Raw genomic sequence first — 22,491 nt, 5'->3', positions numbered from 1 at the left:
TTGACTATATTGGGCGGCACAAAAACAGAAGCAAATGGCTGCGTCCCGTCCGTACAGACTGTCCTTTTCCGGTGCTGCCCTGCAGGTGGAGGAAAGCATCAAAATCGCACAGTTGTACGCTGATCTAAAGGATTGGGAGGCTGTACAGGCAGAGGTGGTTGGAGAAAATGCCCTGCAAAAGAATCAGCTGAAAACGACGGTGCGGTCTTTCTATGAGGTGCGCACCCGGTTGAAAGAGATGACGCCCCTGCAAATGGAACGGCTTGCTGAAGGCACCTTCACTGAGCAACAGCAGCTGTTATGGGTGGCGGCTTGTAAGGTCTACCCATTTATCGGGGCATTTGCACTCGAGGTCCTGCTCAATAAAATTCAGGCCTTCGAGTATATCGTGCACGAGTCGGACTATACGGAGTTCCTGGAAGCGCAGACGCTCAAAGAGCCCAAGCTGCAACAGGTCAGTGATTCGACCTACCAGAAACTGCGCTCCCGGCTTTACCGCATGATGGAAGAAGCCGGCATCGTTAACAACCGGGAGGAGCGGGTCATTACACCACCGGTAGTGACCACCTACGTTGCCGAGGCGCTGATTGACGAAGACCCTAAATTGTTGCGTTATTTGCTGGTCTCCGACCGGGATATCAGGCAATTGATCAACCGAATAAAGTAATGCAAAAGGAAAATATTTCGGAAAAATTTGAACACTACTCCCGGCAAATCCAGCAGGATGCCTTCCTGAAGATGGAGGCGATTGGCAATGAAATCCCCTTCTACATCGCCCCTTATCCGGCTACGCAGGAAAATGAAGTTGTCGAAGCCATTGATGCCCTGCAAAAGCGGCTGAAGACTTTGGGTATCGATACATTAGAAATTAATCTATTTGATTTATCTTTAGAAATCATTCAGCAGGAAGACGACCTGGAAGACGTTTTTGAGGAGGAAACACAAAGCACGAAAGCCGAGTTTCTCGAAATGATGCAGTCCATTCTCGATGTGGAAACGGAGATGATCCCGGCCATAGACCGGCGGATAAAAGCGAGGGCGCATCAGGTGCTTTTTATCACCGGAGTAGGGCAGGTTTTTCCTTTCATCCGGTCGCACAATGTGCTGAATAACCTGCAGCGCATAGCGAAAACAGCCCCCACTATCATGTTTTTCCCTGGGGCCTACGTCACTTCCAGAAGTGGTTCTTACTTGCGTTTGTTTGATACCCTGAAAGACGATAACTACTACCGGGCGTTCAATCTCGATAATATCAATCTGTAATCGCTCTAACCAACTCAGCAGGAAATATGACTCATTTAAAAGACATTTTCAAGCAGGACATTACCCGCCCCATTGAGGGGGTCATCAAAGCCGACGACGACGAGCACTTGCTCCGGGAAGTCCGGGAATACGTCTTCACGGATGAAGTCCGTAAAAAGCTGACGCAAAACTTCATTGACTACTACAATGACTACGCGGGTATCAATGGCGTATGGATTAGCGGTTTCTTTGGTTCCGGTAAGTCTCACCTGCTTAAGATGCTCTCCCTGCTGCTGGAAAACCGTACCCTCGACGGGCATCAGGCAGCAGATTTGCTTTGCGAAAAAGTGGATGACGCCCTATTGAAAGCCGAACTGCAGCGAGCGGCGGGCATCCCTTCCAAAAGTATCCTGTTTAACATCGACCAGAAAGCCGACATCATCAGCAAGGACCAGGAGGATGCCGTCCTGTCGGTATTCGTGAAGGTCTTCAATGAAATGCAGGGCTATTACCCGAAGCTGGGTTATGTGGCGGAGCTGGAGCGCGACCTCGACAGCGAGGGGCTTTACGAGGGCTTTAAAGCGGCTTTCCAAAGTGCGGACCGCAAAGGAAGAAGCTGGGAGCAAAGGCGCAACCGCCTGAAAATGGCCGGTGACGAGTTCGCCCAGGCGCTGGCAAAAGTGAAAGGTATCGCAAAAGAGGAAGCCGCCCGCTACATCGACCGCTACCGGGACGATTACAAGGTCTCCATTGAGTCCTTTGCTATGATGGTCAAAGACTACATCGATCAGCAGGAGCCTGGCTTTCGCCTGAACTTTTTTGTGGACGAGGTGGGGCAGTACATCGCCGACAATACCAAGCTGATGACCAACCTGCAGACCATTGCCGAGTCATTAGCCACCCATTGCAAGGGGCAGGCCTGGATATTCGTAACTTCCCAGGAGGATATTGATGCCGTGGTAGGCGCGGTTTCTGATCAGCAAAGCAATGACTTCTCCAAAATTCAGGCTCGCTTCGCTTGCCGGGTCAACCTGACGAGCGGGAATGTGGACGAGGTCATTCAGCGCCGCCTCCTTGATAAAAACGAGGAAGGGCTAAGCCGGCTGCAGCCGGTATACGAGGCCGAACAGAACAATTTCAAAACACTCTTCCACTTTAGCGAAGGCGGAACGGCCTACCGTGGCTACGAAAGTGATACCCATTTTCTGCGCACCTACCCCTTCCTGCCTTATCAGTTCTCCCTGTTTCAGGAGTGCATAAGAGGGCTTTCCGTACAGAATGCCTTTCAGGGGAAGCATCAGTCGGTAGGGGAGCGCTCCATGCTGGGCGTTTTCCAGGATGTGGTCAAAAGTATGATTGCCAATGGCATGCCGGTGCCTCAAATTGCCAGTTTCGACCGTATGTACGATGGCATTCAGGGCTCCCTGCTTGGCGAAATACAATCGGCCGTGCAAAAAGCGGAAAAGAACCTGGTGGAGGACCCTTTTCAGGTGCGGGTGCTCAAAGCGCTGTTCCTGGTCAAGTTCGTCAAGAGTTTCCGACCAACGCTTAAGCATATTGCCATCCTGCTTATCGAGGATTTTCAGGTCGACCTGCATCAGCACGAAAAGCGCGTACAGGAAGCCCTCAACCGGCTGGAATACGAAACGTACATACAGCGCAACGGAGAGGAATATGAGTACCTGACCAATATTGAGAAGGATATAGAAAACGAGATCAAGCATACGCCCATTGATACTACCGAAGTCAACGAAATGCTGGCACAGGTGCTCTACAAAGATGTGTTCCGGGATACCAAAATCCGCTATCAGGACAATCAGCAGGATTACTCGTTTGCCCGTAAGCTCGATGGCACCCTGATTGGTCGCGATGCAGAACTCAGCCTGAATATCATCAGCCCGCAGCACGAACACTTTGGGGCACCCGCCATTCTGAAGTCCCATACTATGGCGACCCGGGAACTGCTGGCCTTACTGCCGGCCGACGACCGCCTGTTGAAAGACATCCGTATGTACAAACAGGTCGACAAGTACTTCCGTCAGAATACCTCCAATCAGCTCAAAGAGGAAGTCCATCAGATTTTGCAGCGCAAGAAAGCCAGCAATGATCAGCTGTATAAAAGCCTGATCGCCCGCGCAGAACGGATGCTGGGCAAGGCTACACTAATCCTCAACGGGGAGGAATTGCCTGCCCCGCCATCTTCCAATGCCCGCAACCGGGTGACGGAAGGTTTACAGGAACTCATCAGCTACGCTTTTCCGAACCTGCGCATGCTGAAGCAGGGCTACACGGAACAGGATCTAAAAAATATTCTGCAAAGTCAGGCGGATGACCTCTTCCGGCATACCGATGAAAGCCTGAGCGAGGCGGAACGGGAGCTGCTGGATCACACCTTGTTAAGCAACCGGCAGGGAGAGCGGCTTACCATCTCTGCCCTGCTCGACAAATTCAGCAAAGCGCCCTACGGCTGGCCGGAAATGGGCACCCTTTGCCTGACCGCCCGCCTGATGGTTCGCAATAAGCTGGAACTGAAAGAGAATGGTGAATTGCTGGATCAGCAAACAGCTTTCCAGAATATGACCAACATCCGCCTGCGCCCACAGACCATCATCGAGCCATTGCCGGAAGTGGATGCCCGCAGCCTTAAAGCCCTGAAAGACCTGCACCGGGAGCTTTTCAATGAGCCCAATGAAGGGAACGACCCCAAAGATGCTGCGCTGGCTTTTCAAAAGCGGCTGCGGCAGGAAGCCACGGCGCTGACGCAGCTGCTGCGGGAGCAGGACCGCTACCCTTTTTTACAGGTACTGCAGCCTTATGCCAGGCAGCTCGATCAGCTGGCGGCGACCAACTACAATAAGTATTTTGACCAGGTTGAGGCAATTGAGGACGAGCTGATAGACTTTAAGGAAGACACGCTGGACCCCATCAAGTCTTTTATGGCCGGGCAGCAGCGCAAGATACTCGATGACATCACCCTTTTTCTGGAAAGAGGGCAGGCCAACAATCAGTACATCGATCAGGAGGAACTGCAGGCCCTAAGAATGGTAGCCGGGGAAAGCCGACCCTACGCCGGGCAAAAAATGCAACTGGCCAAGGAGCAACTGGATACATGCAAGCGCCTGCTGCGGGATACCCTCGAAGCCGAAAAGAACAAAGCCCGGGCCGTCATTCAGGAACTCCGCGAAAAGCTCTGTCAGGTCGATCATTTTGAAAGCCTTTCGGAAAGTCAGCAGTCGGAACTGTTGCGCCCCTTTGACCTGGCTATGGGGGAGATTGACCGCAGCACACACATCGCCAACCTGCGGGATTTCGTGCGGCAGTTTGAAGAACATCAGTATGCGCAATGCCTTTCCCGGTTGTATCAGATGTCTGCTCCGGCACCTGAACCACAGGCGAACCCGCAAACTGCTGCTGCTAAAACAGGGGAAGCTGCGCCAAGCGCCACCCGCCCGGTACAGCCGCCGAGGAAGTTCATTCGGGCAGCCCACATCAAGGTACGCTTCCCACAGCCTTACCTGCGCAAGCCGGAGGATGTGGAGGCCTACCTGGAACAACTGCGGGCGGCTTATTTGGAGCAGCTGGAGAAGGACCGGGATATTATGTTGTAAATTATGCTCCTGCAAGTCAAACAATTCCTAACCCTAATCGAAGCATAACCACCCATGCAAACCACCACCCTCAAAGCCTTCGCACAAGACGCCCGCCGCAAGCTGATCGAGCAAATCAGCAACCGCCTGGAGCAGGTGCTGCGTACCGATAGCCTCGAACAGCGCGAACGCAAGCAGCAAATCGAACAGCTGAAGCGGGGGCTGGAGGAAAAAGGGAAAGCCGCCCTCGTGGAGGAAGTGGCCTACACCTGGTTCAACCGGCTGGTGGCCCTGCGCTTTATGGATGCCAACGACTACACCCGCCCGCGGGTGCTCAGCCCGGCCGATGGGGAGACCCTGCCGGAAATCCTGCAGCAGGCCAAGCGGGGGCTGATCGAGGAGGACCTGCCGGTGGACCGCAAGCGGGTGCTGCAGCTGCTCAACGGGGAGCTGCCCTCGGCCGACCCGCAGAATGAAGCCTACCAACTGCTGCTCATTGCCGCCTGCAACCAATGGCATCGCGCCATGCCCTTTATGTTTCAGCGCCTGCAGGACTATACCGAGCTGCTCGTGCCCAATGACCTGCTCAGCGCCCGGAGCATTGTGCAGGATGTACGGGAGGGCATGTCGGGCACCGATGCCCAAAATGTGGAAATCATCGGCTGGCTGTACCAGTTTTATATCTCGGAAAAGAAGGATGCGGTGTTTGCCGCCAAGGGGCGGGTGGCCCCGGCTGACCTGCCGGCCGCCACGCAGCTGTTTACGCCCCGCTGGATTGTGGAGTATATGGTGCAGAATACCCTCGGCAAGCTGTGGCTGCAAAACCGCCCCAACTCCGGGCTGCGCGCCCACATGCCGTACTACATCGACTCCCCGGCGGCACAGGCGGCCGACTTTTTGCGCATCGAGAGCGTGACCGATATCCGCTTTCTGGATCAGGCCTGCGGGAGCGGGCACATCCTGCTGTATGCCTTTGAGCTGCTGACCCTTATGTACGAGGAGGAAGGCTACGGCAAAAGCGAAATCCCGCAGCTCATCCTGCAGCACAACCTGCGTGGGTTTGAGATCGATGAGCGGGCCGCACAGCTCGCAGGCTTCGCCCTGATGATGAAAGCCCGGGGCTACTATCGCCGGATTTTCCGAAAAGAGGCCCGCCCCCACATCCTGCAGTTTCAGGATTTGCCGCTTAGCACGGAGGAAACCGCCGAAGCCCTGCAAGCCTGCGGGCTGCAACCGTCAGATGCCTTGCGCACGGACTTGGAGCACCTGCAGCAGGCTACCAACCTCGGCTCCCTGATACAGCCGCAGGCGGATGCTGCGGAAATTGGACAGGCACTACAAGCAGTAGCGCAGACCCGGGCGACCAATGATGTCTTCCTGCGTACCCGATTGCAGCACCTGCACACCGCCCTGCAGCAGCTGCAGGAGCTGGGGCAGCAAGTGCACTGCGTGGTGGACAATCCGCCGTATATGGGGGGCGGGAAGATGAACCCGGCGCTCTCAAAATGGGTTAAAGAAAATTACCCAATGTCGAAGTCTGATCTGTTTTCCTGTTTTATTCAGCGAGCGACTACAGCCACATATAGCAAAGGACTTATTGGTTTAGTCACAATGGAGAGCTGGATGTTTCTGTCCAGCTTTGAACAACTACGATTATGGCTCTTAAATAACTTGAGGTTCTGCAGCCTTACCCATTTTGGGTGGCATGTAATGAGAATTGCTTTTGGAACGACAAGCTTTATTCTTCAAAACTCGAAACCAACTTCTAGAGAAGTGGGTGTTTACTCGTATCTCTCAATCGACGATTTAGATAGAGAGAAGGAAGCACCGAAAGTCTTTCCGGTGAAAAACAATGGAAGGTATAGCTTGAAAGCTCAGCAAGACTTCCAAAAAATCCCGGGCAGCCCGATTGGGTATTGGTTGAGTGATTCGTTTATCTCCGCATTTAAATCAGATTATATCTTTGAAGAACTAGGAATTCCGAGACAAGGTTTAGGGACTACAAACAACAATAGGTTTACTCGAAACTGGAATGAAGTACAATTAGGAGCAATTAGCTTTTATAGTGCTAATTCAGAAGATGCAAAAAAGAGCAGAGCAAAATGGTTTCCTTATATAAAAGGAGGAGGTTTCAGGAGGTGGTATGGAAACTATAATGATGTAGTAAACTGGCATAATGATGGAGCCCAAATAAGAGAAGCCTTGATCGGAAAAAACCCAAATATTCCTAGATCTGAAAAGCACTATTTCCGGAAAGGAATTACTTGGGGTTTAATCTCAAGTTTTGGGTTTAGTAGTAGGGCTGTCAATTATAACTGTATCTTTGATGTAGGTGGTTCAATGGCTTTTCCCGAAGAGAGATATAAAAACTACCTTGTTGCCTTTCTTAATTCTAAACTTACTATAGAATTTCTTAAAGTATTTAGCCCAACAATTAACTTTCAGGTAGGAGATTTAAAATTATTGCCTATTAGGTATTCAATAGATAATTCGCTGTCTATAGATGAGCTAACTTTAGAAAATATCGAAATCTCCAAATCCGACTGGGACGCCCACGAAACCTCCTGGGACTTTCAGCGCCATCCCCTGCTCAGCGGTGGTGCCAGGTCCCTGTCCGAAGCCTACGCCACCTATCAGGCGCATTGGCGGGAGCAGTTCGCGCAGCTGCACGCGCAGGAGGAGGCGCTCAACCGCATCTTCATTGATCTCTACGGCTTGCAGGCGGAGCTCAGCCCGGAAGTCCCCCTCGAAGACATCACCATCCTGCAGTCGGAGCTCGACCGCAAGGCGCTGAAGGCCGCTACGGTAAAGCTGTCCAAACGGCAGGACTGCCCGGTCGGCAGCGCGGCCCGGCAGCAGTTTGTGCAGGACGCCCTCGTATTCGATGATGCCGAAGTCCTCGCCCAGTTCATCAGCTACGCCGTAGGCTGCATGATGGGGCGCTACAGTCTGGATAAAGACGGGCTCATCCTCGCCAATGCGGGGGAAGGCCTGCCCGAGTACTGGAGTAAGACCGGCACGAGCCCCGACACCGCCACCTTCCTGCCCGACGAAGACGGCATCATCCCCCTGCTGGCCGAAGACTACTTCCCGGACGATGTGGCCGGGCGCTTCCGCCGCTTTCTGGAAGCCGCCTTCGGCCCCGAGCAGTTCGAAGCCAACCTGCAGTTTGTGGAAAACGCCCTCGGGCGGGACATCCGCAGCTACTTTGTGCGGGAGTTCTACAAAGACCACCTCAAGCGCTACAAGAAGCGCCCCATCTACTGGCTCTTCAGCTCTCCCGGTAAGCACTTTCAGGCCCTCGTGTACGTGCACCGCTACCGCCCGGACACGGTCAGCCGCCTGCTCAACGACTACGTGCGCGACTTCATCCGCAAGCTCGAAGCCCAGCGCATCACCCTTGTGGAGATCACCCTCAAGGCCGACGGCAGCCCCCGCGAGCAGACGCAGGCCCAAAAAGACATCGATCAGATCGACACCATACTGGAAGACGTACGGCAGTACGAGCGCGACATCCTCTACCCCCTCGCCGCCCGCAAGCTCCCCCTCGACCTGGACGACGGCGTGCTGGTGAACTACAACAAGATGGGCCGGGCCGTCCTCACCGTCACCAGCCTCAACGATGCCAAAGCCCGCAAAAAAGTGGAAGGCTTTGACTGGGTGGATTTTGACTGGGGGGTGGTGGTGTGAGACCTCCGACAGCATTGATAAAAACAACAAGCAATGGACCTAAACTGGCTGGACAACCTCTTTGACGACCTCCCGGAAGTGCCCAAACAGCGGAAGAACCTGATTGAGATATCGGGCTTTCCCCGCTGGGAAAACGTAATCAGCAACTTCCTGAGCTTCTACTTTGACAAAGAAGAAGAGCATGGCTTTTCCACGCTGTTTCTGGAAAGCCTGCTGAATGTGTATGAGCGTAAATTGGAAGCTGATGTCAATACACTGCGGGAAAAACTCAGCCGTTCGGTTTACATCGAAGATCATGGAGTCATTAAAGGGTATAGTAGAACGGCACGCCTTGCACTATTTGAAGGAAAGTTGGAAAAAGACCACTTAGCAAAAGCTGCATTGCATAATCTGCTGCAAGTATATGGATACAAGCGGAATTTAAAAGGGAATTTCAATATCTTAAAAGAAGAAATTCAAAGTGCCGAGTACACGGTAGAGCGGGAGCAAACCACAGAAAATGGCAAACGGATTGATCTCCTCATTCAGGATGCCCCCCTTGAGACAGAAGATGAGAACGACCCGCCAACCCCGCCAAGCTGGGCGATCATTATTGAGAACAAAGTCTATGCTCCCCTCTACAATGATCTGCAGGAATACTGGAATAGCGTACAGGCTGATCAGAAACTGGGGATTGTACTTTCCATCACAGGCGCTGATTTAGCCACGAAAGCCCCCCCGGATGGCTATTACGTCAGCATACTGCATAAAGAACTGGTAGATGAGGTAGTCCAAAACCTGCACGGCAGTTTTCTGGAATCAGACGACCGCCACCTGCTCTTCCTCAAGGAATACATTGCTAACATCAATTCTTTTTATATGAGCACCGATTACACACAAAGCCGCGAGGAATTATTGGAGGTTTTTAGAGCGAAGCAAGAAGCAATAAGGGAGCTTAAGCAGAAAGATTATGAGGTTTTAGATTACGTGTGCAGGTCAGTTTTTAATGCCATGAAAGAATTTGGCTACCCACCTCGTCCCTGGCGGGCAGCACGTAAGCGCAATTTTTTCTTTGATCCGAGCGAAAGTTCATTTGAAGAAAAGTACAATAAGTTAGCAGACAAGTTCCGGTTTTGGATAGATTTAGACAGAATTGTTTTTCATTCTACTTGCGTGGTTTATTTTGAGCTAGACCATCCAACTAACACAGTGCATGGAGAAGCGGTGAAAAGGACTCTAAGACATAAGAAGCTCATTGGTGTGAATGGTTCCAGAGTCAAGGAAGCCTTCGGCGGTACTCTGGGCAAATCCTACTACCATATCTATGAGATTCAATTAGATTTAGAAAAAGCGGAGGGGGCTACTTTGCAAGAGCGGTTTACAAACGCCATGAATAGAGCTTTCTTTAAGCATGAAAGTGAGTATTTCGAGGAAGCTTTAGAGGCTTTGGAATGGGCAATGAGCAGCAAGGGCTAAGAGTGAAAGGTGTCTACTCCTGATTTTTTGCGAGTAGCACACACTGAAAAAGAAGCGTTTGTGGTAGGAATTGTGAGCAGGAGGTGTTAAATTTGACCACGTTTTTAACTTTTAAGTTAAAAACCTTGAAAATAAACTTATTGATGAATACCTTTGTTAGTATAGAACAAGCGATAGCTTTTAAAAGAGTGACCTTTTACACGGTACGCTTTGAAGAAAAGGAGCAATCGATGTTCTTTAATTTCATCAATGAGCATGCAAAATCAGAAGAACTATATATTATCCGATCGTGGCTGCGCAAACTTGGCACTGAGTTGGGCGCGCAGCCTCGGTATTTCCGGCCGGAAGGCTACGGGGGTGGAGAAGCCCGTGCCCTACCGCCCCCGCCCCGCTATCTAAATGTAGATTGCCATTTACGTTTGTATTGTATGTGGATGAGCCGTTCTGCAGTATTCCTGTTCAACGGCGGTGTAAAAACTGCGGCTACAGCCCAGGATTGCCCAAATGTACGGCCACACTTTTTTCTAGCCAACAAGCTCACAAAAGCTATAAGTCAGGCACAGATGGATGGCGATATTTCGCTTGATCCGGAGACTGATTTACTCCTTTATGACCAATCATTAGAACTCGAGATATGAATACCTACAAAGATATTGCCAGCTTCTTTAACGAGCGCGGACCAGAAGACGTGGAGCGCTTCGTGGATAAGAACCTCGATATTTCACAGCAAGTCTATGCTCTTTTGGAAGAGCGGGGCTGGTCTCAGCAGGACTTTGCGAAGGAGATGGGGAAAACCAACGCAGAAATCAGCAAATGGCTGAGCGGCAGCCACAACCTGACGCTGCGCAGTATTGCCAAAATGGAGGCAGCCTTGGGTAAGGATATTATCTTGACTCCACAAAAAGCCAGGCAGCAGTACAAGCAGATCGAGTATGTGACCTTTAAGGTGCATGCTAATGCAAATCAGCTGGTGGATAAGTCGGTTCATTACAAAAATAATTCGGTGGAGGGTAAGGTGGACAAAGGCCCCGGTGCTTATCAGCAAATGATGAAAGTAGCATGAGCAAGAAAAAACCCAGAATTATTCCGGAGAAAATCCACTTGGTTAGCACTCAAATCTTTAAAGCTAATTTGGATACAGCAGATAGCTTCCTGGAGGATCCTCAGAAGCTTTCCCGTTTCAACTTTGGTATCGCTAAAGAAATGGCCTTTGATTTGGAGCGGACCATGGCGAGGTTTCGGCTGTATTTCACCCTGGAGGCACAGGACGATAATGATGAGCCACTTGGTGTGAAAGTCGAGTATGGCATAGAGTTTCATTTCAAAGTTGAGAACTTAAGTGATTTTACGAGAGAAGATGGAGACGGCGCTTTGCAGCTTGATGCTGCGATGGGTGCTACCTTGTTAGGTATTGCTTTTTCCACTGCCAGAGGCATCATCTTTGAGCGTACACGTGGCACCTTTTTCGATGGTGTGATTTTACCCGTCGTCGATCCCTTTAAAGTGCTGGAGGCAGATTAAACGTAAACTCGGTAAGATATCAAAACCCGCCTCGCCTCTTCCGGTTTCACCGGAATGCGCATGTTTGGCGGGTTTTCTGTTTTTATGGGAGCTAAAAAAGTGAATTAGGCTATTTCAGGGCATGACCTTATTGAGAGGAGGCTAATTGCTCTAGAAATGTATCTGCATCGATAATTTCTATACGCAATACGAAGTGGTTTGCGACATCGGAGAAAGCCACTTCCCAGCGTAAATGCTGACATTGAGTAGGTTTGCTGTGGCAAACCACTTAATCGTCAGTATACAGGAGGGAATTTTACTGCTTTCAATACTTTGAAGTGATTGTCGTTGGAAACTATGTATTGAACCCCCGCAGCCACCGCGCAGTCCACGAACTTATTATCGTCAGGATCTTTTGAGATTAGATTCCATCGAAAGAAGACTTCTTTCTGTTCTACATTTTCCAGTTTCAGCAATAGCTCCGCAAGATTTTGGGCAATCTCCACAGTGGTTTTCTGACCGATCACTTCAATATATTCCTGAAGGATTTCATTGCTCAGAGCGAGGCTGAATTTTGATTGAAGGAGCGCATCAAAAATAGGGCGGTATTTTGAAATTTTAGGCAAAGACATCAAGAGCACGTTGGTGTCAAGGACAACTTTCATGATCAGTTATACTTTGTCCGCATATGTTCCTTTGACCACTCTTCAATTTTTTCAGCTCCCCATCCTTCAGCTTCAAATAACTGATCAATGTCATGGGTTACTTTTTCCGCAAAGTAATCTGCCAGAAGTGCCCTAATCTCTTTTAGTTGCGTTTCACTCAAGTCGTATTTAAAGACTTCGAGCAGTTCTATTTGGAGGTTGGTCAATTTTTTTGCTGCGCTCATGGTCTTTTTTTGTTAAAAATACGCAGAAATCGGATGTTTATCAACCCTTCTTTAGCACATGGATTAGGACAAACGCATTAAAATCCGTCTCACCTCTTCCGGTTTTGCCGGAATGCGCACGTTTGGCGGTTTTTCTGTTTTTTGCTGGTCACCACCTATACCAAGAGGTTTCCGGGCTAACGGAATGTTGCTTTAGGGGCCCGTCTATTGATTTGAAAGGCTATATCGTCTGAATGCCGGCCGTTTCACAATAAAGCGTAACGTTTCAGCGTCTTTGGATACCTGGATAAAGCCTCATATAAAACAGATTTATGCACACAGCGCGGATGTTGAAGTTTAGATGGATTCTTGTATGGATCGTGCTACTCACTACTGTTTTCCAACGTGCAAATGCCCAAATCCGGTCTGAAGCTGACGTGATCAGCCGGATCGCCCGGCATTGGAATTGCCGGGAGGAAGTGTCTGTTCAGGGCGGGCGGGCAGATCTGGTCACCGCTACGCATGCCTTTGAAGTAGAGCGGGCCAGCAAATGGAAAAACAGCATTGGCCAATCTCTTTGGTACGGGCTGTAGCTCAATAAAAAGCCAGGCATCATTCTGATTATCGAAGACCGCAGCGACTACAAATATGGGATTATGCTGGGCTCAGCCCTTCAGTACGCTGGCCTTTCTGACCAAATTGATGTATATCATTATCCGGATGATTTCAACCTGTCGGGAAGTTCCGGCACATCCGGCCGTTCATCATCGAGCTACGGATCGTCCTACAAGTCTCCCTCCACTTCCACGGGTAGTTACTGGATCAGCTCAACCGGTAAGCGCCATAACAGGGGCTGCCGCTATTATCAAAACTGTAAGGGGCGGTCAGGGAGTAGCCGGGAGGGCGCAGCCTGCAAAATTTGTGGGGGGTAGCCTCCGGGAACTGCCGAACCCTTATCGATGTTGGTCTGGGTATGGAAACTTACCCTGATATTCCCAGCTTCTTTGCAGAGCAGGGCCCGGAGCCTATCGAACGCTTTGTGAGCCTGAATCTGGACCTTTCCCAACGGATTTATACCCTTCTGCAGGAGCGGAGCTGGTCGGAAAGTGATCTTGCCCGGGCATTGAGCATAACCGAAGCAGAAGTCAGCCTTCGGCTAGGCGGTACTTATGACTGGCGGCTTCGGGAGGTGGTGGAATTGGAGGTGGTGTTGGGCGGAGCTTTGATCATGATTACGGAATAAAACGTGCTGCCTAATGCTCGTTGAGCCTACTATTCCAACAGATTGTTAGAGCCTCCGAATGAATCTAACTATTGCCTGGCAGACAACATGATTTTGCAACTTTTGCAAGTTGATGAAGTCTGTGTCTCTAATGATGGGGCCATTACCCTTGCCAGATTGCTGTAGTTGGCCAACAATCCCAATGATGGATTTATCGCGGTCATACTTTAGGCGGCGACTGGAGCGGGTTTCCTGCATGACTTGGGTTTCCGTATCCGGTCTCCACCGGAGCTTTTTGCAGCGATCGGCATTATAGTGCTCATCAAGAAAGGCCTGAGCGGCATCGAAGATCGCCTCATTTTCAAGCCGCATTAATGGGAGTAGAGCATCTTCCAGCTTCCCCGTATTCTGCTCGTTCGCTGAAAAAATAAAACCACCGACTTGTAGGCCGTTAACTTCTGCGATCAGATCTTCAGGAGATAAAAGCGGAGTGGGCTCGTCCCATAATTCAGTAAGTTCCCGATTGATTATATCAAATCGGGCTTGTATACCCGCCTCATCAGCATCAAAAAAATAAATAGCGGCCGCGTTGTGTTCTTCGCCTGGAAAAAGCGCATCAGGATCGGAAATGGCGAAGCTATCCTGTAAAAAGCGAAGAATCCTTAAACGTTCGGCGCTTCTGCTGTCTCCCCCCAGGGCATATAAGAATATCAAACGTTCAGGATCTGCTTTTCTCATAACTTCAGCAGGAAGGAGCCGCTGGGTAGCTGACTGAAGGTTAACTTCTTCGAGCGAACTGTGCGTAGCTTCGTTAACCAAAAAGTTATTGATTGGAGCTGGGTATTCTCCTAGTTTTTTATTGTGGCTGACGTACCCCTCCGATTTCAGGATTTTGTAAAGAAAAGCAACGTCGTGAGGTCCTTCACAGAATGCAAATATGAATTTCATCAGACTCGGATATCTATGTTCATGTTGTCAACGAGGCGCTCCAGGCGGGTCCCTTCAAGGTATTTGGCCTTTATGTTCCCTTCTTCACCTACACGGAGTACATAGGCTGTGATCTGGTCATTTTTGAAATCGTTTTCTACAAAGGCGTCGATACACTCTTTGCTGTGAGTGGAAAGGAATATCTGTACATTGAAGCGATTCGCCAAATCTTGTAAGAACATAGTGAAGCTGACGAGTAGGTCTTTGTGTATAGCGCTTTCAAATTCGTCTATACAGAGTACACCGTTACTGCAATAAGCGGTAAGCAGGGCGATTTCGAATATTCGTTGTACCCCTTCTCCGTATTGGGTGATATCCACGCTTTGGTCATGATTTTGAGCACTGACGTAAAAGCGGCTTTCACCCGCAATTTCCACCAATTCTATATCCTGCAGCATAGGGTCCACCTTCTCCCGCAAAAACCGGAGAATATCACCGATCACTTTTTCCCGAACAGCATGTGCATGCGCCAGGCGGAGCAAGTGATAATTATGCTGATAGGGGCTTGTAAATGCGGACCGGCAGAGGGCAAATATTTCTCTGTAGTAAAGCGTACTGTCTTTTTCCTGAAACAAGTGAGCAGTGCTTTCATACGCTTCCTGCTCAACCTGAGCTTGTAAAACAATACTATTTAAGTACTGGGTTTTATCAATGTCATCGTCTGTTTCTTCCTGGCTGAGCTCCCAGTAAACGGGCCGCTCATTGAAAACGCCACTGACTTTCATGGAGCCGCCAAGGTGCCGGACGACCCACTGTGTATTGAGCCCCTGATAAAATTTGCCCCTGTAGCGGACGATGTCCAGGTAGGCCTTAATATTATTCAGTTGAGTCAGGCTGTAGACGGCTTCCAGCAAGGAGGTTTTACCTGAATTGTTAATGCCTGCTATAATGTTAACCTGATTGATCGCTTTGAGTTTCAGGTCGAATAGTCTGTTGTAGCGTTCGATGTGTAGCGCAGAAAAGTGCTTTTCAGTAAAGCGGAACAAGTAATGAGGGCGAATATCGTCACCATATCGAACCCGGCTGCCATTTTCGGGAATGAGTCGTGCGATTTTATCTCTTACTGCAGCTACAGCATCCAAGTCGGTCTGCCCCATAAATTCACTGAAATTAAAAAGTGCCTGAGCATTGCTTTGCAGATTGCTTAGGGCGTTTTTGAACTTGGACTCGGCCACAGCTTCGCTAAATGAATACCCTTGCGTTATACTGCGGCTATGCTCCATGTGGGCCACGGCCTTTTCGTCAAGTATAAAGTTGTTAAGCTCGCGTACCTGTGTGTACTTGGTGATAATGGGTTCTTTTTTGACAATATGGATGTCGTCTCCTTCTCCTTCATTGACCTCATCATAAGAAACCCATGAAAAGAACCGCTCTTCATTACCGGCATTTTGAGGCATTAGCAATTCGTCATTCCACTGCAGCCATTCCTTCATATTACGTTTAGAAATGGCTTCTTCAAAAATGGAAAACATTCCACTGCTAAACTGATCGCCATAGTCGCTGTCTTTGTATCGGTTGATGAAAGCCAGGGTGCGTCTTGCCCGGCGTAATGCCTGTTTGGTAATTCCCAGAGAACGGCAAACTTCGTCCTCCGACTTTCCATGGATTTCGATTAAATCCTGTATCAGCTGCGCCTGATTGACCGCTTTCCATTTGCGGTTGCCGTTGATATGCTTGAGCCCCATTATCACCAGGTGGGCCGCTAAGTCTTCATCTGAATTAAGGACAACTTCTACGCTGCGGAAGCTTTTTTCGGTTAGTTTACCGACATCATTGCCTTTTTTGAATTCGTTAAACAGATATTTTAATGTAGCAATCCGCCGGTTCCCTTCCAGAACTAAGTAATTGTCAGATGAGAGGGCTTTTACTTGTATTTGGTCAACCGGAATAAAGCCGTTCTCTTTCATAGAGTCGACTAAGTCCGAAATCTGTTCATAGTTTTTACCAACAAGCAAATTGTAGGTTCGTTGTTGTATTTTGGGATCTTCCACTTTATCCTCACTGACTGGCAGGTATCCAGAGCTATCCCTAAAGCGATAATTATTGGGGTCAAGTACAAACCGGTTGATATGTCTGACAATGGTATTCATGATGAACTCGCATTTACGGGAAGTTAGATAGAAGGATTTGAACTTGTCGGATATAGTTGATCGTTATGAGCCCGAACGGACTTCAACCACGCGTCCGTATCTCCAATTGATACCCAGTGCGGCGTAGCCTCCTCTATAAGCCGGTTCAGGTAGTCGGATTCGGCTTCTTCCGGAGCATCCGCCCAAACGTTTTCTCTATTGATTGTAAGCGCGGGCTCGTCGGTGGTCGTACCAAAGGAAATATCAAATCCTTCTTTTTGCGCCAGCGTATCAAAGTAAGAGAGGGCAGCGGCCTGCTTAGGCGCTAAGATGGACTTATTAAACGTTTTTTGCACTTCGGTGAGCAATGCTTGTGTGGAAATGACAAGCATCGCTGCTGTGGTAAGCTTTAGCAATACACTGCCTTCTTCGACTTCTACAAGAATGTTAGGCCTGGATTTGCCGTCGGGAGCAACTAAATCCCGGCTATACTCCAATGCCTTGATCAGTTCATCGATATCAAGATCTTGTGGCCGCAACGACTGTTTGTTGCGCTCACCGGTAATTCGGACTTGAAGAGTTCGCAGGGCTTCCATGTGCAAAAGCGGCTTGTTTTCCTAAATTAACGATAAAATAGAGAGAAAGTGTTGCTTTAAAAGGCTTTTTTCTAAAGCCCGGTTGGATGGCAAGCTAAATGATAAAAGACAAGATAGACGTATGTAGGATACTAACCTATGATTGGGAATCCTCGATTTAGCCTAAGGTTTTCCCTATTTTCCTTAGCTTAGCACGGACTACAAAACCCGTGCATGAATAGAATAGAGCATTCCCTTAAGCAGATTTTCGATGATAAGCGTATTGTCCTTTGGTATGGCGGCAAAGAAGCCGTGGAAATGGAGTCCGAGTTCAATGCAGTCGTGCTGCCTGAGGTCAATAAAATTAAGGTAGAGCACGATGAATTCCGGATCAAATACCTGGTCCTCCGAAAAGCGCCTAAGGAAAAATTCCTGCTTTTCTTTCCTTATGCCCGCCCGGAAAATGAGCACAACTGGCTCCTGGACCTTTGTCTGGCCAACCATGTCTTCACTACGGATGCCTCGGCTATGTATCTGCAGGAGCTGGGGCTGGATATAGCATTCAAGCCATTGGTGTCTAAGCATATTGCATTCTTTCATGCCAAAGACCGGCGGGCAGCGCTGCAGCGGTTGACCCGACCGGCAGAGGAAACGCCGCAACGTTATGCTCAAAAAATCATCGCTGCTACCCTGGGTACCCCTCCTGATGCAGAAGCTATGCTGCTGGAGTTATTGTCAGAGGCCGCAGAGGGGCAGGAACAGCCCGGCTTTCAGGATTTAGAGAAATACGCATTATTGCCGCCGCTTTGGGAGGCGCTGCGCCGCCGTTTCGGATATCAGCACGAGTCGCCTTCCATATTGGATGTTGCCAAAGCCCTGTTTCAGACAGAAACAAGCCCCCTGTTGGAGCGCGAAACGCCAAGGCTGAATAATGACGCCATGGTATTCATGAAGCGCTGGAAGGACAGTGCCTCCAAAAAAGAAGCTTTCGAGTGGTTCTCCCGCCGGTTTGCGGAAGAGTGGCATGTACAGGACTGGATTATGGACAGACCTGTACAAGACCTGCTCGATTACGATACCTATGAAGCCTTCGATCAGCAGATACTCCGGCAGATAAGGGACAACCTCCTTAGGGATCAACCCGACTACAAAAAAATGCTGGGGTATATCAACCGCCGCCGCTTCACCTACTGGGCGGAAACGTATGAGGCGCACTACAAGGCGCTGGAGCATGCTATTCTGTTCCTGCAGGATCAGGATAAATTAGACCTGCATTTCGATGACGCCCCGGATGCTGCACAGCGGTACAGCAAGCAGCTGTATCAAATTGATATGCGCTACCGCAACTTCATCCTGAGCTTTCAGCAGGCGGGGGAACAGGGGCTGCTCCTGGAGTTGCAGGAAAAGATTGAGCGCTTGTACACCAATCGCTTCCTGCTCAGGCTGGGTGACCGCTGGCAGGAAGCCCTGGGCAATGCGTCCTGCTTAAAAGCGCTCGGTATTCGGCAGCAGCGGCAGTTCTGGAAAGAGGCGGTACAGCCCTTTCTGGACCGGGATAACCGAATCTTCGTCATCATCTCAGATGCCCTGCGCTACGAATCAGGGGCAGAATTAACGGACCGGCTAATGCAAGTGAGCCGGTTTGAGGCTAACCTGGAGCCCATGGTAGCGGCAGCACCGACCTATACTCAATTGGGGATGGCTGCGCTATTGCCTCATGAAAAGCTGGAGCTGAAGCCGGACGGGGTGGTGTGGGCAGATGGCGTGAGCACACAGGGCACCCGCAACCGGGATAAAATACTGAAGCAGGCAGCACAAGGGAAAGCAATTGCCATTACAGCAGCAGATTTCAAGAAAGCCGCATCCCCTTCTCACACCGGACGCAAATGGGTAGCGCCCTATCAGGTTGTGTACATTTACTCCAACACCATCGATAAGGCGGGCGAACAGGAGGAAGAAAAAGTCTTCCGCCGTACCGAGGAGGAGTTTGAGCATATCATTGAGCTGCTCACTAAAATTGCGAATATCAATGGTAATAATGTCCTGATAACGGCCGATCATGGATATCTGTATCAGTACACCCCCATCGCGGAGAGCGACTTTTCCAACGTGAAGGTACAAGGGGATATCCACAAGCAAGACCGCCGCTTTGTATTAGGGCAGGCGTTATCGGCGGAGAAAGGCGTTACGCTATCGGCTGCTGCCGAGTTAGAGCTGGACGGGAATCTCGAAGTGGCCTTTTCCAACTCCGTCAACCGCATGCGGCAGTCTGGTTCCGGCAGCCGGTACGTCCACGGAGGGCTAAGTTTACAGGAGTGCCTGGTTCCTTTGATCCATTTCAAAAAGACACGGAACAAGGCAGACGAAATCAGAGGGGTGGATGTGGAACTCATCAAAACGGTGAGCCGCATTACCACCTACCAGGTTGTACTCTCCTTCTATCAAACGCAGCCTGTAGGCGGCAAGGCCCGTCCACGCACTTTAAGGATTAGTTTTGTGGCGCCTTCCGGAAAGCTGATCTCCGATGCACAGCAAGTTGTTTTCGGCAGCACGGCCACAGAAGAGCGGCTAAGAGAGCAGAAACTGACGTTCCAGTTCACCCAGGAAGCGGAGCAGTTCCAAAATCAGGAAGTTTACCTCCGGATGGAAGACGAGTCGGGCAGCCGTTACCAGGAGTACGCCTTCACCATGCTGATCGCTTTTGACAAAGACTTTGATGAATTTGACCTATGATACCTACACTAGACGAAAAGATTAACGAGCATTTTCCCGGGCGTGTGGTACGCAAAGACCTGACCGCTAAAGTCAAAGGTAATGCTGTGGTCCCGACTTACGTATTGGAATACCTGCTGGGGCAATACTGCGCTACAGACGATGAAGCCTCCATTGAAAAGGGCGTCGAAAATGTGCGCAAGATCATCAACCGGCACTATGTGCACCGGGAGGAAGCCGAGTTGGTCAAGTCCACCATCCGGGATAAGGGCAATTACCGGATAATTGACCGCATCACCGTAGCACTCAATGACCGCCGGGATGTGCACGAGGCCTCCTTTACCAATCTGGGGCTCCGCAAAGTCGTCATATCAGACGACTGGGTGCGAAAGTTCCCAAAGCTGCTCACCGGTGGCGTATGGTGCCTGATCGATATGGCTTACTTCCCCTCCGATGAGCGGGATGCTACGCCCTGGCTGATTGAAAAAGTCAAGCCAATACAGTTGTCCAATTTTGACTTTGAGCAATACAAGCAGCAAAGAGCCCGGTTTACAACGGAAGAGTGGGCTGGTTTTCTGATGCAAAGCATTGGTTTCAACCCGGAACACTTCGGGCAACGCAATAAGCTGCTGCAGCTCACCCGGCTGATCCCTTTCTGCGAGCGCAATTACAACCTCATAGAGCTGGGGCCCAAGGGAACCGGTAAGTCCCATATTTTCTCTGAGTTTTCGCCTCACGGCATGCTGATTTCCGGAGGCGAGGTCACAGCCGCTAAGCTGTTTGTCAACAACAGCACCGGCCAGATTGGCTTGGTCGGTTACTGGGATTCCGTTGCCTTCGATGAGTTTGCCGGCCCGGACAAGCGCATCCCCAAAGGGCTGGTGGATATCATGAAAAACTATATGGCCAATCAGAGCTTTAGCCGGGGCAGGGAGTCAATGGGGGCAGAAGCTTCCATGTCTTTCATCGGTAATACCAAGCGGTCAGTGGCTTACATGCTCAAGCATTCTGATTTATTCGAACAACTTCCTCCTGCCTATTACGACACGGCCTTTCTGGATCGCCTGCACAGTTATCTGCCCGGTTGGGAAGTGGAAATTATCCGGGGAGAGATGTTTACTCAGGGCTTTGGTTTTGTAGTCGATTACCTGGCGGAGGTACTGCGGTATATGCGCACACTGGACTACTCGGATGCTTACAATGCTTACTTCAAATTAGACGACACCATCACCACCCGTGACAAGGTAGCCATCCAAAAGACCTTTAGCGGACTCATGAAAGTATTGTACCCGCACCAGTCGTGTACAAAAGAAGAGGTCAAAGAGCTGTTGGAATTTGCCATCGAGAGCCGACGCCGCGTCAAGTTGCAGCTCATGAAGATGGACGAGACCTTCCGGGAGCGGGAGGTGCGGTTTGCGTATAAGGACCTGGAGACGGGCAAGCGGGTGGAAGTATTCACCTTGGAAGAGCTTCAGTATAATTTAGTGCGCCAGATGTCCGAAGAGGAAGAAGAAACCACCACGGCTGAAGACCAGGCTGCTCCAGGCAAGGCACCCTCAGCCCCTGAGCCCGAGGAGCAGCACATCGTGATCAAGGAAAACCAGAAAGGCATCAGTTATCAGCGGCTCTTTGCACCCTATCTCAAAGGCGCCACCGAAATACACCTGATCGACCCTTACCTCCGGAAATTCCACCAGGTCAAAAACCTGATGGAGTTTTGCGAAATGCTATACCGGATCAAGCCGGTCGGTGATGAAATCCGGCTAAAGGTATTCACCAACGCCGAGTCAGGGGAGAAACAGGAAGCGGACAGCCTCCTCATACAAGTCCAGACTCATCTTCAGGGTACCGGTATCGATATGGACTACGAGATCGAACCACAAGGCACCCAACACGCCCGCTCTATAGAAACAGACACCGGTTGGAAAATCCTGCTTGACCGCGGGCTGGACATCTTCCAGCGCTACGACTACAAGGACGCTTTCAACCTGGCGAATGCACTGCAGGAGGAGCGGATGTGTAAGGGGTTTGAGGTGACTTATGTGCGGGTATAGGATTTAAGTGTAGAAATTAGGTCGTTACGCTTAACCCTTATGTGTTAGAGATAATACTTAAAAAAAACATGTATTTTGGCTATAAAACAGCACAAAGAGTCTTTTAAAAAAGTAACCCATTATTACGGCGTAGGCCAAAAAGGAGGCACTGCAAAAATAGAGCGAACAGATCAGGGCTATCCGCCAACAATTCTCAATTTGGCCGTTTAACCAGTAAAAATGGGGCCTACGAGATCACAAAAGACAAAATCTGATGCCTTTTTTAGTTCGATTTTACCCAAAATGAGGTCGGGTGTGAACCAAAATATCTCAGGTGTTTATGCTTTTGGGGCTCTAGCCTGGCACCGGCCTAGCGCTGCGAAGGGGCGGCAGGCCTGATAAGGCCGAGCGGATAGCGAGCCCCGTAGCATAGCGGCACCTGCCGTGAGGCAGGGGCAGGCCCCCTCCCCCCCCAAAAAAAAAACGACAATCTGGTTTGCGCCCATGAGGTCTAACCTTAATATCACTTCTTATTTTGACCAAATCCCGTC

17 protein-coding genes are annotated in these 22,491 nt (G+C 50.1%); 12 read left to right on the top strand and 5 right to left on the bottom strand.

Going from position 1 to position 22,491, the window contains the following annotated elements:
- Positions 1-34: 34 nt before the first annotated feature.
- The 8 genes from FRY97_RS02905 (at position 35) to FRY97_RS02870 (ending at position 11,495) form a co-directional block, all read left to right on the top strand.
- Positions 35-667 (top strand): DUF1819 family protein, encoded by a 633-nt coding sequence (locus FRY97_RS02905; protein ID WP_147165923.1) that lies wholly within the window; start codon positions 35-37, stop codon positions 665-667.
- Positions 667-1,263 (top strand): DUF1788 domain-containing protein, encoded by a 597-nt coding sequence (locus FRY97_RS02900; protein ID WP_147165922.1) that lies wholly within the window; start codon positions 667-669, stop codon positions 1,261-1,263. The genes FRY97_RS02905 and FRY97_RS02900 overlap by 1 nt, the downstream gene beginning before the upstream one ends.
- Before the next feature lie 26 nt (positions 1,264-1,289).
- Positions 1,290-4,850 carry a BREX system P-loop protein BrxC gene (gene brxC, locus FRY97_RS02895; RefSeq protein ID WP_147165921.1) on the top strand — a complete coding sequence of 1,187 codons (3,561 nt, stop codon included), beginning with the start codon at positions 1,290-1,292 and terminating at the stop codon, positions 4,848-4,850.
- 54 nt (positions 4,851-4,904) lie between these two features.
- Complete coding sequence (pglX, locus tag FRY97_RS02890) at positions 4,905-8,519, top strand: BREX-1 system adenine-specific DNA-methyltransferase PglX (RefSeq protein WP_147165920.1); 3,615 nt, start codon at positions 4,905-4,907, stop codon at positions 8,517-8,519.
- 33 nt (positions 8,520-8,552) lie between these two features.
- Complete coding sequence (locus FRY97_RS02885; RefSeq protein ID WP_147165919.1) at positions 8,553-9,974, top strand: PD-(D/E)XK nuclease family protein; 1,422 nt, start codon at positions 8,553-8,555, stop codon at positions 9,972-9,974.
- 143 nt (positions 9,975-10,117) lie between these two features.
- Complete coding sequence (locus FRY97_RS02880) at positions 10,118-10,612, top strand: uS9 family ribosomal protein (protein WP_147165918.1); 495 nt, start codon at positions 10,118-10,120, stop codon at positions 10,610-10,612.
- Positions 10,609-11,037 carry a helix-turn-helix domain-containing protein gene (locus tag FRY97_RS02875; protein WP_052456593.1) on the top strand — a complete coding sequence of 143 codons (429 nt, stop codon included), beginning with the start codon at positions 10,609-10,611 and terminating at the stop codon, positions 11,035-11,037. The genes FRY97_RS02880 and FRY97_RS02875 overlap by 4 nt, the downstream gene beginning before the upstream one ends.
- Positions 11,034-11,495 (top strand): hypothetical protein, encoded by a 462-nt coding sequence (locus FRY97_RS02870; RefSeq protein ID WP_147165917.1) that lies wholly within the window; start codon positions 11,034-11,036, stop codon positions 11,493-11,495. The genes FRY97_RS02875 and FRY97_RS02870 overlap by 4 nt, the downstream gene beginning before the upstream one ends.
- 275 nt (positions 11,496-11,770) lie before the next feature.
- Here FRY97_RS02870 and FRY97_RS02865 read toward each other — a convergent pair whose 3' ends face one another.
- On the bottom strand, positions 11,771-12,139 hold the full coding sequence (locus tag FRY97_RS02865) for a putative toxin-antitoxin system toxin component, PIN family (RefSeq protein WP_147165916.1): 369 nt from the start codon (positions 12,137-12,139) through the stop codon (positions 11,771-11,773).
- 2 nt (positions 12,140-12,141) lie between these two features.
- The gene (locus tag FRY97_RS02860; protein WP_147165915.1) at positions 12,142-12,363 is read right to left on the bottom strand and encodes a hypothetical protein; all 222 of its coding nucleotides are present in this window, start codon (positions 12,361-12,363) and stop codon (positions 12,142-12,144) included.
- 311 nt (positions 12,364-12,674) lie between these two features.
- Here FRY97_RS02860 and FRY97_RS02855 point away from each other — a divergent pair, with 311 nt between their 5' ends.
- Positions 12,675-12,935 (top strand): hypothetical protein, encoded by a 261-nt coding sequence (locus tag FRY97_RS02855; protein WP_147165914.1) that lies wholly within the window; start codon positions 12,675-12,677, stop codon positions 12,933-12,935.
- Between the two features lie 380 nt (positions 12,936-13,315).
- Positions 13,316-13,585 (top strand): hypothetical protein, encoded by a 270-nt coding sequence (locus FRY97_RS02850; protein WP_147165913.1) that lies wholly within the window; start codon positions 13,316-13,318, stop codon positions 13,583-13,585.
- A 45-nt stretch (positions 13,586-13,630) separates the two neighbouring features.
- Here FRY97_RS02850 and FRY97_RS02845 read toward each other — a convergent pair whose 3' ends face one another.
- The 3 genes from FRY97_RS02845 to FRY97_RS02835 are packed head-to-tail and all read right to left on the bottom strand — an operon-like array spanning position 13,631 to position 17,216.
- The gene (locus tag FRY97_RS02845) at positions 13,631-14,512 is read right to left on the bottom strand and encodes a DUF3226 domain-containing protein (RefSeq protein WP_147165912.1); all 882 of its coding nucleotides are present in this window, start codon (positions 14,510-14,512) and stop codon (positions 13,631-13,633) included.
- Entirely contained in the window at positions 14,512-16,641 is a 2,130-nt protein-coding gene (locus tag FRY97_RS02840; protein WP_147165911.1) for an AAA family ATPase, read from the bottom strand. Before FRY97_RS02840 ends, FRY97_RS02845 begins: the two co-directional genes overlap by 1 nt.
- 23 nt (positions 16,642-16,664) lie before the next feature.
- Positions 16,665-17,216: a hypothetical protein gene (locus tag FRY97_RS02835; protein ID WP_147165910.1), complete on the bottom strand. Its 552-nt coding sequence runs from the start codon at positions 17,214-17,216 to the stop codon at positions 16,665-16,667.
- 213 nt (positions 17,217-17,429) lie between these two features.
- On the opposite strand from FRY97_RS02835, the gene pglZ reads away from it, so the two are divergent.
- Positions 17,430-19,928, top strand: coding sequence for a BREX-1 system phosphatase PglZ type A (gene pglZ / locus FRY97_RS02830; RefSeq protein WP_147165909.1), 2,499 nt, complete (start codon positions 17,430-17,432; stop codon positions 19,926-19,928).
- A complete protein-coding gene (gene brxL / locus FRY97_RS02825) occupies positions 19,928-21,961 on the top strand; it encodes a BREX system Lon protease-like protein BrxL (protein WP_147165999.1) in 2,034 nt (677 codons plus the stop codon). The genes pglZ and brxL overlap by 1 nt, the downstream gene beginning before the upstream one ends.
- Positions 21,962-22,491 lie beyond the last annotated feature (530 nt).

It is taken from the genome of Phaeodactylibacter luteus (genome assembly GCF_007993045.1).
Taxonomy (GTDB): Bacteria; Bacteroidota; Bacteroidia; order Chitinophagales; family Saprospiraceae; genus Phaeodactylibacter; species Phaeodactylibacter luteus.
Note: the sequence above shows the minus strand (reverse complement) of the source record. Positions and strands in the feature narration are given on the sequence as shown.

What these genes read in the sequence shown, in the direction of transcription:
- FRY97_RS02905 (WP_147165923.1), top strand. Translation starts at nt 35, where the DNA reads ATGGCTGCGTCCCGTCCGTACAGACTGTCCTTTTCCGGTGCTGCCCTG.
- FRY97_RS02900 (WP_147165922.1), top strand. Translation starts at nt 667, where the DNA reads ATGCAAAAGGAAAATATTTCGGAAAAATTTGAACACTACTCCCGGCAA.
- brxC (WP_147165921.1), top strand. Translation starts at nt 1,290, where the DNA reads ATGACTCATTTAAAAGACATTTTCAAGCAGGACATTACCCGCCCCATT.
- pglX (WP_147165920.1), top strand. Translation starts at nt 4,905, where the DNA reads ATGCAAACCACCACCCTCAAAGCCTTCGCACAAGACGCCCGCCGCAAG.
- FRY97_RS02885 (WP_147165919.1), top strand. Translation starts at nt 8,553, where the DNA reads ATGGACCTAAACTGGCTGGACAACCTCTTTGACGACCTCCCGGAAGTG.
- FRY97_RS02880 (WP_147165918.1), top strand. Translation starts at nt 10,118, where the DNA reads ATGAATACCTTTGTTAGTATAGAACAAGCGATAGCTTTTAAAAGAGTG.
- FRY97_RS02875 (WP_052456593.1), top strand. Translation starts at nt 10,609, where the DNA reads ATGAATACCTACAAAGATATTGCCAGCTTCTTTAACGAGCGCGGACCA.
- FRY97_RS02870 (WP_147165917.1), top strand. Translation starts at nt 11,034, where the DNA reads ATGAGCAAGAAAAAACCCAGAATTATTCCGGAGAAAATCCACTTGGTT.
- FRY97_RS02865 (WP_147165916.1), bottom strand. Translation starts at nt 12,139, where the DNA reads ATGAAAGTTGTCCTTGACACCAACGTGCTCTTGATGTCTTTGCCTAAA.
- FRY97_RS02860 (WP_147165915.1), bottom strand. Translation starts at nt 12,363, where the DNA reads ATGAGCGCAGCAAAAAAATTGACCAACCTCCAAATAGAACTGCTCGAA.
- FRY97_RS02855 (WP_147165914.1), top strand. Translation starts at nt 12,675, where the DNA reads ATGCACACAGCGCGGATGTTGAAGTTTAGATGGATTCTTGTATGGATC.
- FRY97_RS02850 (WP_147165913.1), top strand. Translation starts at nt 13,316, where the DNA reads ATGGAAACTTACCCTGATATTCCCAGCTTCTTTGCAGAGCAGGGCCCG.
- FRY97_RS02845 (WP_147165912.1), bottom strand. Translation starts at nt 14,512, where the DNA reads ATGAAATTCATATTTGCATTCTGTGAAGGACCTCACGACGTTGCTTTT.
- FRY97_RS02840 (WP_147165911.1), bottom strand. Translation starts at nt 16,641, where the DNA reads ATGAATACCATTGTCAGACATATCAACCGGTTTGTACTTGACCCCAAT.
- FRY97_RS02835 (WP_147165910.1), bottom strand. Translation starts at nt 17,216, where the DNA reads ATGGAAGCCCTGCGAACTCTTCAAGTCCGAATTACCGGTGAGCGCAAC.
- pglZ (WP_147165909.1), top strand. Translation starts at nt 17,430, where the DNA reads ATGAATAGAATAGAGCATTCCCTTAAGCAGATTTTCGATGATAAGCGT.